This window comes from Pedobacter africanus, from assembly GCF_040548825.1.
GTDB classification, from domain to species: Bacteria; Bacteroidota; Bacteroidia; order Sphingobacteriales; family Sphingobacteriaceae; genus Pedobacter; species Pedobacter africanus_A.
The window spans coordinates 39,321-53,398 of sequence record NZ_JBEPSL010000005.1 but is presented as its reverse complement, the minus strand read 5'-3'; the positions used below and the strand labels follow the sequence as shown (position 1 = coordinate 53,398).

Annotated in this window: 9 protein-coding genes and 1 tRNA gene; 2 read left to right on the top strand and 8 right to left on the bottom strand. The window is 41.1% G+C overall.

Going from position 1 to position 14,078, the window contains the following annotated elements; translation table 11 throughout:
• Window positions 1-2 precede the first annotated feature (2 nt).
• The 8 genes from ABIE26_RS21980 to metG all read right to left on the bottom strand — a co-directional run bounded on the left by ABIE26_RS21980 (window position 3) and on the right by metG (window position 10,649).
• Entirely contained in the window at window positions 3-3,359 is a 3,357-nt protein-coding gene (locus tag ABIE26_RS21980; RefSeq protein WP_310146159.1) for a SusC/RagA family TonB-linked outer membrane protein, read from the bottom strand.
• Window positions 3,360-3,591: 232 nt separating this feature from the next.
• A complete protein-coding gene (locus tag ABIE26_RS21975) occupies window positions 3,592-4,095 on the bottom strand; it encodes a helix-turn-helix domain-containing protein (protein WP_310146161.1) in 504 nt (167 codons plus the stop codon).
• Between the two features lie 30 nt (window positions 4,096-4,125).
• Window positions 4,126-5,349 (bottom strand): FecR family protein, encoded by a 1,224-nt coding sequence (locus ABIE26_RS21970; protein ID WP_310146163.1) that lies wholly within the window; start codon window positions 5,347-5,349, stop codon window positions 4,126-4,128.
• Between the two features lie 94 nt (window positions 5,350-5,443).
• On the bottom strand, window positions 5,444-6,025 hold the full coding sequence (locus ABIE26_RS21965) for an RNA polymerase sigma factor (RefSeq protein ID WP_310146165.1): 582 nt from the start codon (window positions 6,023-6,025) through the stop codon (window positions 5,444-5,446).
• 483 nt (window positions 6,026-6,508) lie between these two features.
• Window positions 6,509-6,778, bottom strand: a complete 270-nt coding sequence (locus ABIE26_RS21960) for a helix-turn-helix domain-containing protein (protein WP_310146167.1) — start codon at window positions 6,776-6,778, stop codon at window positions 6,509-6,511.
• A gap of 129 nt (window positions 6,779-6,907) precedes the next feature.
• Window positions 6,908-8,116 (bottom strand): site-specific integrase, encoded by a 1,209-nt coding sequence (locus tag ABIE26_RS21955; RefSeq protein WP_310146169.1) that lies wholly within the window; start codon window positions 8,114-8,116, stop codon window positions 6,908-6,910.
• A gap of 259 nt (window positions 8,117-8,375) precedes the next feature.
• Window positions 8,376-8,447 (bottom strand) — tRNA-Arg (locus ABIE26_RS21950).
• A gap of 93 nt (window positions 8,448-8,540) precedes the next feature.
• Entirely contained in the window at window positions 8,541-10,649 is a 2,109-nt protein-coding gene (gene metG / locus ABIE26_RS21945; protein WP_310146171.1) for a methionine--tRNA ligase, read from the bottom strand.
• A gap of 40 nt (window positions 10,650-10,689) precedes the next feature.
• Here metG and ABIE26_RS21940 point away from each other — a divergent pair, with 40 nt between their 5' ends.
• Window positions 10,690-11,592, top strand: coding sequence for a S66 peptidase family protein (locus tag ABIE26_RS21940; RefSeq protein ID WP_310146173.1), 903 nt, complete (start codon window positions 10,690-10,692; stop codon window positions 11,590-11,592).
• A 187-nt stretch (window positions 11,593-11,779) separates the two neighbouring features.
• Window positions 11,780-13,768, top strand: coding sequence for an ATP-binding protein (locus tag ABIE26_RS21935; RefSeq protein WP_354376254.1), 1,989 nt, complete (start codon window positions 11,780-11,782; stop codon window positions 13,766-13,768).
• The last annotated feature ends 310 nt before the right edge of the window (window positions 13,769-14,078 follow it).

Genomic DNA, 14,078 nt, shown 5'->3' with positions numbered 1-14,078 from the left:
TCCTATAGTGTGAATTTTAAACCAAGTGCCCAGGTCCTTAGCGGAGGAAGGCGCAAGAGAGTTTGACTTTCGGGATCAAAACCTTTAAATTTGGTGATTGTAAAAATGTTCTGTGCCTGTAAGTTCAAATCAAGTTTTTTTATTCCCAATTTCCCAAGCCAGTTTGAAGGCAGTTCATAGTTGAATGAGAGATTTTTCAACCTGATAAACGAGAGGTCGTCAATAGATTGCTCGCCAGTATCCCTTTTACCCATTAAAAAATTGGTACGGCCGGAAACTGTAGTTGTATATTTTGCAATGCCGGTTTGGTCTCCTGGATTCTGCCAACGATTCATCATAGCTTGAGTTGCATTTTGATTAGGATAGGTTACAACAAAATAGCCAGGAGGATAATCCATTCCAGAAAGTAAACTGTTCCCATTTTGCTTACTGAAAGAGAATAGGAAATCAAGATTAAAGCGTTTGTATCGAATGCTATTATGCCATCCTCCGTAAAAAAACTGTCCGATAAATTTGTGTAAATAACGGTCTGCGTCGTTTTGAAGAGAATTTCCGTCTGTGTCCTCAAAAGCAAAACTTCCAGTTTGCGTATCTACATAGGTATGGTAATACCTTCGGATGTTAAGTGGTTCTCCGATGATATATACTGTTGCATTAGAAGACTTATCGAGGTTTTCGTATTTAAGAAGTTTATTTTTAGGGAGTGTAAAGTTGAGGCTACTGGTCCAATCCCAGTTTTTACCCTTTATCAGTTGAAAACTAGTTTCAACTTCCAGACCAGTATTTTGTACTGTTGCAGGGAGATTAGCCTGTATTGTTGGGGATCCAACACTTGGAGAAAGTGGAATAGTAACTAGTTGATTGGAAGACCGGTTCCTGAACCAAGCCACTTGCAGCCTAACTTTGTTTTCGAACAATCCCAGTTCTGTTGCAATTTCTGCCTTTTTATTTGTTTCCCAGGATAAATCGGAATTAGATATTCTTGTAGTGATCAGGGTAGGACTTCCCTCGTAAGTATTACTTCCATTCTCATATAATTGCAGAAAAAGGTAATCGCCAATCTGATCATTACCAGTAAGACCATAGCTAGCCCTTAATTTTCCAAAATTTACAAAGCTCACCTGATCCTTAAAGAATTGCTCTTCTGAAAAAAGCCAGGCTGTGCCAATAGCACCGAAATTGGCAAATCGTCTGTTGCTGCCGAAACGGCTGCTACCATCCCTGCGTCCAGTAAGGTTTAGAAAATATTTATCTAATAAGTTGTAGTTTAATCTGGAAAACAACGCAGCATATTTATACTCATAATATTCCTGTTGCGCAATACTGAAGACAGATGCAGAGGCGATATTATCCATCAATTCGTCACTGCTAAAGTTCTCAGCCCTGATGTTCCTGGTTTCCCGTTGTTCTTTTTGAAAGCTCATTCCTGCTAATGCAGAAAGTTTTCCACTGCCAATGTTGGTGGAATAATTCAACTGTGGTTCTGCAATCCATGAGTTATTGTAGTTGTTCCCAAAGTAGCTAGTCCTGTCGGCAGCTACTGGGTTGTTTGATGGTGCACGCGAGATATTCGGGCTTTTGGCCAGCTCTTCTCTTTTGATAGTACTATACCCTATAGATGCTTTGATAGATAAATTTTTGATAAGCCTATATGTTAAGTTGATATTTCCAATCAAGTTATCTGTTTTTGCATCAATAGTATTGTTTAGGAGAGCCATAGGGTTTACCCTAAGCGGAGTATTATTATAGTTCCAATTCAACTGTCCGTATTGGTCCAGTAGATCGGGATGATTTGGAGCCAATGTTGCATTTACAGTAGGGTCCTGAGATAGCAAATTGCTTATCGTATGACCATACGTTGCCGTAAACCCCGCCTGAAACCTGCTTTCGATAGTTCCAAAATTGATACTACTATGAAAGCCTAGGCGTTTAAAGCCAAAATTACCACGAAATACAGTGCCTTCACCGTAGTAATTTCCTCCTATAAGATAGTTTGTTTTGTTCCCTCCCCCTGAAACAGTTAAGGAAGCGTTGGTTTGATTTGCCCGACCGCCTATAAAATACTCCTGCCAATCGGTATACTTATTTTTATCCCATACCCCGTTTACATCATAATCTGTAGCGACCGGATTAGTTTTATCATTTTGAAAGGCCTCCATCCTCATTGCCAGGTATTGTTCAGTGTTCATGAGATCAAGCCTGTGCCCCACTTCACTAAAGCCCTGAAAAACACTGCCATTAACACGGGTTTCGCCATAACTTCCTTTTTTGGTAGTAATCAAAATCACACCATTTGCCCCCCTTGAACCGTATATCGCTGTTGCATCCGCATCTTTTAATACCTCAATGCTCTCAATATCGTTTGGATTGATGAGACCAAGTGGGTTTGCTCCACCAGTGTTGATGTTGTTGGAGAATGCAGTATTGATATTGGACGATGGGTAAGTAACCCCATCAATGATATACAAGGGTTCACTGCCTCTTATTATGCTACTTTGACCACGTACACGTATTCTGAATCCTGATCCAGGAACACCCGATTGTTGAGTAACCTCCAGTCCAGGAACCCGATTTTGTAGCGCCATTAAGGGATTACTTATCGGCTGTTGGGCAATCGTTGTCGCTTCAACTTTTGAAATGTTACCCGTACGTTCCCGCTCTTTTACTGTATAATACCCAGCATTAATCTCTACCTCTTTCAAGTTATCTTCACTTATATTTAACTTAACGTCCCCTAGCTTCTCTGTAGCTCTAATTTCCTTCTGCTCATAACCTAAAAATGAAATGACCAGCATGACATTCTCATCCACATTTTTTAATAAAAACTCTCCCTTCGAATTGGTTGAAGTGGATATTTGTGTTCCCTTTACCTTGATTACTGCCCCTACCATGGGTTCATTTTTTTCATCCACCACTCTGCCGCGCACATCAATAGCAGCCAAAACATCAAGAAAGGAAGGCGTTTTAGGTTTTATTAGGATCAACTTATCTTTCATCTCATATTCCAGGTTCTGATTTTTGAGTGCAGCTTCTACCGCTTCTTCAACGGTATAGTCCTTGATGTTTAAACTGACCGTTCTGGTGCTTTTCAGGAGGTCAACATCAATTAAAATGTTATATCCGGACTGAGCCCGAATTAACTTGAACACTTGTTCCAATTGCATGTCCTTTTGGTTAATGGTCACTTTCTGAGCAAAAGTGCTGGCACTAACTTGCAGGATGCTAACGATCAATAATAGTGTGGTTATTTTCATCGCTAAAATAAGATTGATGCCTTTTGGATACATCAATACTGTACCAAAATGCTTTGCTTTGTAGCCATGAGGCCTACAAAGTTTTCTTGTAAAATTTTTATACATTTACGTACTGGTTAAGCGGTATCTGCATTGATCTTCGAGGATACTGACGCAGGTACTGCATTTAAAATTGTGTTTGTTCATAATTTTGCCATCGGTGACAGGGGTGTTGATAGCATCCCTGTTTACTTTTAATGGACTTCCGGTTCACATTTACGGGTCTTTCTGATCTTTCTTTTTCATGTCCTTGTTAGTTTGGTTTAGTTAAACATATGATTGCTTTGGTTGATTCTGATTATTGCATTAGGTTTATATCACCTCCCCCTGTGGGTATTCCTCTTAATTCAAAGGGAGATTGATCTCTTGTCTCCCCTCCTTTCAAAGGAGGGGTAAGGGGTGGTTCTGCCATTTTTAGCGCCTGTAGTCTATAGGCTTTTGGCGGCTTCCCACTCATTTTTTTAAAGAATTTGCCAAAATAGGACGGATCTTCAAATCCTAAGATAAAAGACATTGCCTTTATTGACATCGGCGTTGTCTCCAGCAGGGATTGGGCTTCCTTAAATATTCTATCCTGGATCATCATAAAAGTTGTTTTTCCCCGCTCACAATGTGTTATTTCATTCAAGGTACGGGTGATGTAAGCCAAAGCACTACTATAAAATTCTGCACTCCGTTGTTCCATGAAATGCTGCTCAATTAGATTGTCCAACTTCTGCATTAGCAATGCAGGAGTTCGGTGTACCTCCAATAGAGATATTTGCGTGGATGTTTCGGAATTGAATTGCTCTGATTGTCTCATCTTATTTCTTTTCGTCCTCCCTTTATACCGTTATTTAGTAGCCGGTTTTACTATAATTGTTTTATTTCTGATCTCAAACACCACCGCGCCTGTTCCTGAAAGCATCTCCAGGACTTCTTTTACCGTCGAATATCTAGAGATGGAGCCCCATAAAGCTTTTTTCTCCACATCCCCTTCATAGACGATGTCTACATTATACCAGCGGGAGATTTTGCGCATAATGCTTTTAATGTTTTCACGCTCAAATACAAATTCTCCATTTTTCCATGCCACTTCGGCTTCGGCATCTACATCACGTATGTTGATTTTTTTGGTTTGTGTTAAGGCTGATTGTTGACCAGGCTTTAAGACTATCCCGCCTTTGAAGGCGATTACCTCCCCACCTCCGGCACCCCTCCTATTATCAGGAGGGGAAAGGGGTGTAACACGTACTGAACCCTCTAGCAAGGTTGTTTTAATATCTGTTTCATCTGTATAGGCGTTGATGTTGAAGTGTGTACCTAGCACCTGAACCTGCTGTCCTCTCGTCTGAACTATGAATGGATGTGCTTTATCTTTGGCCACCTGAAAAAATGCTTCGCCTGAAAGTTTTACCTTCCGCTCATGTTGCTTTGTGAAGTTTGCCGGGTAACTCAGGCTGGAAGCAGCATTGAGATATACTGTTGAGCCATCGGGTAACTGAACCTGAGATTGCTCTCCTTTAGATGTTTCCAGCGTATTGATCGCATTGCCGGAAGACACAGCTTGGTTTATGGTATAAATGATCTGACCTTTGCTGTCTTTGGTTATACTTACGCCGGATTCATCTGCAATTGTTCCATTCTTAACGTCTGAAAGGTATATTTTCTTACCGTTGCCTAAGGTGAGCGTTGCACCATTTCTGCCTGGTGCTATGTCGTTCTGATGCGCTAGCTGAACGGGTTGGTTGGTGTCGGTCTTTTGTATATAATAAAATAGCGCGGCACCAACGATGATGGTGGCCACTGCTGCGGCAATCGCAATACGCCTGCCCAGCGATTGATTGGATTGGATGTGGATGATCGGAACTGACTTTGTCTCTGTAAGTTGCAAGCGGGCAGAGAGACGGGCCCACAAGAGTGCATTGATTTGGTCTAGAAATTCAGGGGTATAGGCAGATCTATCCTTGTCATCCCAGGATTGATAGCTACTTTCCAAAAATGCGATTTCCTGTTCGGTTGCTTTTCCTGTGGTATACCGGTTTAGGATTTCTCTGAATTGTTCTTCTTTTGTCATTGTGATTTGCGTTTTATGTTAGAAAGACAACTTAAGGCGGCAAATCGGGGGGACGGAATTATAAAATAAATATTAAAAATTTTAATTAACTGATTTACAGTGAATTAAAATGATTAAATGCGAAGAATAAAATAAGACCTATACGTGGTTTTAGCGTTTTTACGGCCTTTTTCATGTAATCGGCGGCTGTTGCTTCGCTGATGTCCAGGCGGCTGGCTACTTCTTTATTGGAAAGGTTTTCGAATCTTCGTAATTCAAAAACCTGCCTTTCCCGAGGCGGCAAGGCTTCAATTTCAGCGGTAATCATAGCGCTGAACTGCTTCTCCCGTATAAGGTGATCTGCAAATTCCTGCTGGTTTATATCCGGTAAGCTGAACCATTCCAGGTAGCCTGTAATGACCTTTTTGTGCTTGATGAGGTTGAAAATTCTATTTCGTACAGATTTATAGAGGTAGCCTACAAGGTTATCTATGTTCAGCTCTTCCCGCTTTTCCCACAGATGGGCAAATACATCCTGAATGATGTCCCCTGATTCATCGTGGTTTTTCAACCTGCTGTCTGCATGTATGAAAAGTAAGGCATGATAACGATTATAGATTTCGGCGAACGCACGCTGATCTCCCTTCCGAAGAGTTTCGGTAAGCTGTTGATCAGTATATACGCTATAGTTGTCCATTATCTTTTATGTCATGGTGCCAATCGTTCTATAGGTGTTGATTGGCTTAAATTTACGAATTAGTCCGCCAATATTAGTCAATATTCCGAAGATTATTCCCGAATGATCTTTTCTTTCTACAAGCGGCCAAATTTTCTCCTATTAAGCAGATGTTATTTTTTTGTTATGATTAGTCCATTAAAATTGAGGTTTTAATGTTAGTAAATAGTTGAACTGAAGTTCCTTCGTAAGAATCATAAGTCGGCGAATATACAATATACCTTAGGTCAACTAAACGTTTAATTGCTAAGTGATAGGTACTGCTCGATGCAATTTTGCTGCGACCCATTAAATCTTTCCTGGTCACTTTAATTTGATCCGGGAATGATTGCTCCTTCCAGCAGATTAGTATTGCCAGATAAAGGTTTCTATAGGAATTGCTCAATCGGTTATCCTTCATTGCCATTCCGAAATACTTTATAAGCTGGTGGTCGGGAGATTTTCTCATTGACTTCCTTTAGCTTCCAAAATCTTGATTACATCAGATTCACGGTAGAAAAAAATCCCTCCAACTTTAGTAAATGGCAATGCCTGGGTAACCCTTAAGTTTTGGAGAGTCCCTGGTGAAATCCTTAACATCTTCCGCACATCTTTGCTCCTAAGCCATTGCTTACTTTCTTGTCTAACCGCCTTCAAAAGAGGGAGGATTTCCTTTAAAAGATCATGCTTAAATTGCTCCAAGTCTTGCTTCGATACTAAATCCAATTGATTCATATTTTATGATTAAGCCACAAAACTGCCTTAACAAAATCAATTCTTTTCCCCATATACCGAACTGGTGAACGATATTTTTTTTAAAAAGCAAACAGGACTCGATACCATTGAAGTCCTGCGCTGAAATTCCTATTTATACTTTCTCTTGAGCTTATTCATATCCTGACTCACTTTAACATCGACAATTTTTGCATACAGCTGGGTTGTTTTGATGTTGGTGTGACCGAGCATTTTGCTTACACTCTCTATTGGAACGCCATTGGTAAGTGTCACAGTAGTGGCGAAAGTATGTCTCGACAAATGAAAAGTTAAATTCTTCTCGATCCCACAAATATCTGCGACCTCTTTCAGATAGCTGTTCATTCGCTGGTTGCTCATCACCGGAAATACCTTATCTTCACACATCGGGTGATCCTTATATTTTTCAATTAAAGCCAATGCTGGGGCAATCAGAGGGATATTAGTATTGGTCATCGTTTTCTTACGATTTGTAAAAATCCATTTCCCGCTGCCTACCCCTGTTCCGATTTCACTGCGGCGCAGTTTTGCAATATCGGCATAGGACAGCCCTGTGTAACAACAGAATAAAAACAAATCCCTAACACGCTCTACCCGCTCGATCTTTATTACTTTATTTTCCAGCTTAGTCAATTCCGCTTTATCTAAAAATTGCCGGATGTTTGACTTTGCTTTGTTTTTGTACTGAAGAAAGGGATCTCCGGGAAGGAGTTTGGTTAATACACACTGGGTCTTTACTACACTTTTCAAGTGTGTGATGTATTTCTTCGCTGAAATGGGTTGGATGCCACCCTTTGTCTTTAGGTAATGTTCAAATTCGCTGATGAAAATATAATCGAGCAGATTGATACCAATGTCTTCTTTTTTATAGAATTTCCTGACGAACTCACGAATGTGTCCCAGGGAAGTGTTGTAAGTCTTGAGCGTTTCTTTTTCATACTCAGTTCCTACAAGTTCTTTGATCCTTTGATTGTGTTGGGTATACAAATCTACGACCATGGGCTTCTTTTCCTCTATTCCGTTGAAGTGGTCTCTTAAAGTTGTAGTGGTTATTTCTTTCCTCTCTTTACTCATTTGCGTATGTGATTCTTCAACTTTACGCTCGAGGGAATCCAGGTATGTGTTTAATAACCTTACATTTTCTCCTTTGCCAGTCATCCTGTGGAACTCACTGCTCCAGCATTCAGGATCGCACTTTCTTCCTACTGATGTTTCTTTTGGTACTCCCGCAATAGTGATGCGGAGATAAATTGGGATCGGACCCTTAATCCACTTTTTTGGCTTCTTTAGGTAGAATAAAACCTGATAATTTGTTGTCATAAACAAGCTTTTTAAGTTATACAAAATTAAGCTTGCGGCTATGGCTAAATCAAGATGCGCGACACTCGAACACGCTGTACTACAAATATTTATGTGATTCTCAGTGAGTCTTTTATCCATTTTCAGTGACTCACCAGAAGTCTCACTTATAATTTGCGATTTCGCGTATATTTTGGCATCCACCAAAAATCAAAAAAGGCCTCAAATCTATGATCTGCGGCCTTTTTAGTGTCTTTAAATGATTTGATTATCATTCCAGTGGTCTCGACGGGAATCGAACCCATATCTAAAGTTTAGGAAACTTCTATTCTATCCGTTGAACTACGAAACCAATAGTTAGTATAATTACTAACGGGCGCAAATATAGCAATAAAACGTTTTGTTTAAATAACCTATTAAACAATTTTATACGGTTTATTATTATTTAGCGAATCACACTGCCGTTCTGATGTTTAGCTATTGGCGCTACAAAGGCCAGCTTACCATCTGCATCTTCCGACATCAGGATCATTCCCTGCGAAACAATTCCTTTGATTTCCCGCGGCGCAAGGTTCACGATTAAGCTTACCTGCTGCCCGATGATCTCTTCAGGTTTGTAATACTCGGCAATACCCGAGACAACCGTGCGCTGATCAATTCCTGTATCCAGCGTCAATTTAAGTAGTTTCTTGGTCTTTTCTACTTTTTCTGCGGTAATGATGGTCGCCACACGCAGATCAACCGCTGTAAACTGTTCAAACTGTATATTTTCTTTTGCCGGAGCAGCAACAGCAGTCGCAGCACTATTATCGGCCTTGCTTTTGTTCAGCTTGTCGATCTGGGCCTGCACCGCCTCGTCTTCGATTTTCTCAAACAGCAGCACAGGCTCGTTCAACTGGTGGCCGCGATGCAATAAATTCAGCTTACCCGCATTTTCCCACTGGTGTCCGCCGTAGTTCAGCATTTTCATCAGCTTATCGGCCGTAAAAGGTAAAAATGGCTCAATCAGGATTTCTATATTGGCTGCAATCTGCAAACTGATATTTAGAATGGTGCGCACGCGGTCTTCATCTGTTTTGATGACCTTCCAGGGCTCTGTATCTGCCAGGTATTTGTTCCCTAAACGGGCAACATTCATGACTTCACTTAAGGCCTCTCTGAAACGATAATTTTCAATTGAAGCACTGATTTTGGCCGGATATGCTGCCAGCTCATCTATAACCTGCTGGTCTTCCGGGGTAATGTGCATGCACATTGGCACTTTACCGTCAAAATATTTGTGTGTTAACACCACCACCCGGTTTACAAAATTACCCAGAATGGCTACCAGCTCATTGTTGTTCCTGGCCTGAAAATCTTTCCAGGTAAAGTCGTTGTCTTTCGTTTCCGGAGCTGTTGCCGTTAACACGTAACGCAATACATCCTGTTTGTCTTTAAACTCTTCCAGGTATTCATTTAACCATACCGCCCAGTTCTTAGAGGTGGAGATCTTTTGTCCTTCCAGGTTTAAAAATTCATTGGCAGGCACATTGTCGGCCAGGGTGTAATCACCATGTGCCATCAACATGGCAGGAAATATGATGCAGTGGAAAACGATATTGTCTTTCCCAATAAAATGTACCAGTTTGGTGTTTTCATCTTTCCAGTAATCTTCCCAGCTACCTTTTTCTACTTCTTTCTGGTTGATGTAGTATTCTTCGGCTTTAGGGTTCCATACGTCCAGGCGTGCATATTCGAACAACTCCTTTGTGGCCGAAATATAGCCTATCGGAGCATCAAACCATACATAAAGCACTTTTCCATCGGCATCTTTTAAAGGTACTTTAACACCCCAGTCCAGATCACGGGTCATGGCGCGCGGCTGTAAACCAGCATTTAGCCAGGATTGGCATTGTCCAAACACATTGGGTTTCCATTCTTTATGGCCGTCGATGTATTTTCTTAACTGTTCTTCGTATTTATCTAAGGGCAAAAACCAGTTTTTGGTTTCTTTTCTTACCGGAGGCTCACCAGACAAGGTAGATTTAGGATTGATCAGGTCGGTTGCATTCAGCGTACTGCCACAGTTTTCACACTGATCACCATAGGCATTCTCATTTCCACATTTCGGGCAGGTTCCGGTAATGTAGCGGTCGGCCAGAAAGGTTTGTGCCTTTTCATCGTAATACTGCTCTGTAATTTCTTCGGTAAACACCCCTTTATTGTACAGGGTCTCAAAAAAGTCGGACGCCGTCTGATGGTGCATCAGCGAGGATGTACGGTGATAGATATCAAAGGAAACACCAAATTCCCTAAAGGAATCCCCAATAATTTTATGGTATTTATCCACTACTACCTGTGGCGTTACCCCCTCTTTCTTGGCCTTTAGCGTTATTGGAACCCCATTTTCATCAGAGCCGCAAATAAACTTCACATCCCTTTTGTTAGAGCGCAGGTACCTCACATAAGTATCCGCAGGTAAATAGACACCTGCCAGGTGACCAATGTGCACCGGTCCGTTGGTATAAGGGAGCGCGGCGGTGACCGTATATCTTTTTATTTTACTGTTATCCAAAACTATTTTTATTATTTTGTCAAAGATAAGTGTTTTACCTATGATTAAACAGCCAGCTCATTTAAAAAAAGGCGACAAAATTGCAATTGTTTGTCCAGCAAAGAAACTTCCAAAAAGTATTGATACCGCGATAAAGATCTTGGAACAGTGGGGGCTGGAAGTAATTATTGGCGAAACAGTGCATGCAGCTTATCACCAGTTCGCAGGCGAAGACGCGCTGAGAACATCAGACCTGCAGGTTTTTTTAGATGACCCGGAAATTAAGGCAATTATTGCCGGCAGGGGTGGTTATGGCACTATACGCATCATTGATGAGCTCGATTTCACTAAATTTAAGGCTCATCCTAAATGGATTGTTGGTTTTAGTGACATCACGGTGTTGCTTTCACATTTACTTGCCGAAACAGGGGTTCAAAGCATCCATGGCCAGATGCCTTATACTTTTGATGAAGCTACGCCAGAATCCCTGGAGTCGCTTCATGCGGCACTTTTTGGTGAAGCGCTAAGTTATACTTATCAGCATAGTTTTCCCGGCAGGAAGGGCTCTGCTGAAGGAATCTTAATCGGAGGGAATTTAACCCTGCTGATTGCCGTTCAGGGCTCTGTATCTGATATAGATTATACCGATAAAATCCTTTTTATAGAAGATGTTGGCGAGCATGAATATGCTATAGACCGCATGATGCGGATATTGAAAAGGTCTGGCAAACTGGCTAAATTAAAGGGCCTGATTGTAGGCGCATTCAATGAAATGACACCAGAGAGTATTCCTTTTGGGCAAACACCAGAGCAGGTGATATGGGATATCGTTAAGGAATACGATTACCCGGTATGTTTTAATTTTCCTGTGGGACATATCAATGATAACAGGGCCATGGTGGTCGGAGCTGAGGTAAAGTTAGATGTTGAAGATGGGAATTCGACACTGCAGCTGATCAGCTAATTACATTATCCAAAAAGCAAGACAGCGGCTCAGCAATTGAGTTGGCCGCTCTATTAGGAGTTTTTTCACTGCCGAAGATTGTGCATAGCTATTTATTCAGTTCATTCATTAAGAATGCCTGGACTTTTTTTTTGTATCGCACTAATTATATTGGTAAATTAACAGCATATCCCTAATGTAATACCTAATGAACAGCAAACCGCTAAGCATTTCAAGTGAAGAATTGGCTAAAACACAAAAAATACTCGAAGTTAGCCCTATGGCTGCTTTTCAGGCCGATACCCAAGGCAATTGTTTGTTTTTGAACCACCAATGGAAAAATATTTCGGGGGTGAGCATAAAGCAGTCGCTTGGCAAGGGTTGGATGAAATTAATTTACCAGGAAGATATTGTTCATATCAACAACCTGCTGCAGGATGTAATGGCAGCAGGCAAAGAGATCTTTGATTTTGTTTACCGTATCCATCACCCTCTAAAAGGAATTCGCTGGCTAAAAGTAAATGCGAAGTTTATTTTTGACGAACAAGGGGTAATTTCTTACTATATAGGCTTTTTAGAAGATATTACCGAGCGGACACTAGATGAACAGGCATTAAGGGAGGTAAAAGAAAAACTGGAGCGGAGCAATCTGATTCTCGATGTAAGTCAGGAATTGAGTACTACCGGCGGCTGGGAGTTCAATCTGCTAACCGGTGAAGTATTCTGGACAAAGCAGATTTACGAGATTCATGGAGTAACTGCAGATTTCATTCCTACCTTTGAAGGCATCCTTGAACTCTATGACGAAGGGTACGCCGAGTTGCTGAAAGCCCATGTGAAAGCTGCTATTGAACAGCAGATACCCTACGACTTTGAATTCAGGCTGCGCACCCCTGATGGCATAAAAAAATGGGGCAGAGGGGTAGGCATCCCGGTTATGGCAGACAAACAGGTGGTAGCGCTCAGAGGCGCTATTACAGACATTACTCAAAAAAAAGAAATCGAACTTGAATTGATCCAGGCAAGAAATATTGCCGAAAATTCGGCAAAAGCAAAAACTGATTTCCTATCGGTAATGAGCCATGAGATCAGAACGCCTTTAAACGGGATCATCGGTATTGCCAATTTGTTGAAACTCAAACATACGATGGACCAGGAAGAATATGTACGTAGCCTTATTTTTTCGGCAGATCACCTGCTGCAGCTTATCAATGATATACTGGATCTCACAAAAATAGAAAGCGACAAACTGGAACTGGTTCTGGCCGAGATAAATATTTTTGAACTGGTGAAGAACATTAAAAATCAATTCAAATCGCTGGCCGAATCTAAAGGAATCCAGCTGAAGAGTTTTGTAGATGATGAAATCCCTCAAAGGCTGATTGCTGATCCGGTGCGGCTTGGCCAAATATTAAATAACCTGATCAGCAATGCCATTAAGTTTACCGACCAGGGGGAGGTGACGATCGTATTGCGCCTTACCACATTAACAGATCATAAAGCAGGGATACGCTTTTCTGTAAAAGATACCGGCATGGGCATTCCGGAAGAACTCTATGACACGGTTTTTGAAAGCTTTAAACAAGTACAGCAATCTGCGCATCGCAAACATACCGGAACGGGGCTTGGTCTGGCCATTACCCAAAAACTGATTGAGCTGCACAATAGTCAAGTTGTGCTCAACAGCACAGTAGGTGTAGGTACAGAATTTCACTTTGAGATCTGTTTTGAACTGGCTACAGACCAAAATTCGCCCGGCAGCTTCCTGCCCGGCCCGGAAATAAGCGTTTATGAAAACAAGCTTAAAGGCTTACGTATTTTGTTTGTAGAAGACAACTCCATCAATGTGATGGTCGCTAAAAAACAATTAGAATACTTTGGCACCACACCCGATTGTGCCTATAGCGGAAAAGAGGCACTGAAATTGCTTGAGCATAACACTTATGATGTGGCACTATTGGACCTCCATATGCCGGAAATTGATGGCTATGCGCTGGCCGACTTGATACAGCAACAGTACCCAGGCATACATATCGTTATTTTTACTGCCGACATCATGACCGAAGTTAAATTGAAGCTGGCCAAAATGCATATTTTTGATATTCTGAATAAGCCTTTCTCGCCGGAAAGAATGTTTGAAATATTATATAATGTGGCTAAAAACCGGGATATTTTAGCCCCGGACAGTCTGCACTAGCTTGTACCCTAATTTTTCATTAACATTTAAAATCATCCTATATTTAGCTAGTTTCCATTCCGGGTCATTACAAATGATTTGCAATTCAATTAAAAACACAGGAAAAACAAAAACTTGAACCGGGAACAAAGGTTAAAAAGAGCGAGCAGGGTAAAATGTGGATGCATGCAGACATAATGGCTATTGTTAGCATTTTAGGGCATTTATCATCACATATTTTAAATTGTCAGCCGCAAAAAAATGTCACAAGTTTGATTAAGAAGGAGTTCAGGAAAATCCTGAAACTCCCTTATTTTTTAGGTTTAAGCTT

What these genes read in the sequence shown, in the direction of transcription:
- ABIE26_RS21980 (WP_310146159.1), bottom strand. Translation starts at nt 3,359, where the DNA reads ATGTATAAAAATTTTACAAGAAAACTTTGTAGGCCTCATGGCTACAAA.
- ABIE26_RS21975 (WP_310146161.1), bottom strand. Translation starts at nt 4,095, where the DNA reads ATGAGACAATCAGAGCAATTCAATTCCGAAACATCCACGCAAATATCT.
- ABIE26_RS21970 (WP_310146163.1), bottom strand. Translation starts at nt 5,349, where the DNA reads ATGACAAAAGAAGAACAATTCAGAGAAATCCTAAACCGGTATACCACA.
- ABIE26_RS21965 (WP_310146165.1), bottom strand. Translation starts at nt 6,025, where the DNA reads ATGGACAACTATAGCGTATATACTGATCAACAGCTTACCGAAACTCTT.
- ABIE26_RS21960 (WP_310146167.1), bottom strand. Translation starts at nt 6,778, where the DNA reads ATGAATCAATTGGATTTAGTATCGAAGCAAGACTTGGAGCAATTTAAG.
- ABIE26_RS21955 (WP_310146169.1), bottom strand. Translation starts at nt 8,116, where the DNA reads ATGACAACAAATTATCAGGTTTTATTCTACCTAAAGAAGCCAAAAAAG.
- ABIE26_RS21940 (WP_310146173.1), top strand. Translation starts at nt 10,690, where the DNA reads ATGATTAAACAGCCAGCTCATTTAAAAAAAGGCGACAAAATTGCAATT.
- ABIE26_RS21935 (WP_354376254.1), top strand. Translation starts at nt 11,780, where the DNA reads ATGAACAGCAAACCGCTAAGCATTTCAAGTGAAGAATTGGCTAAAACA.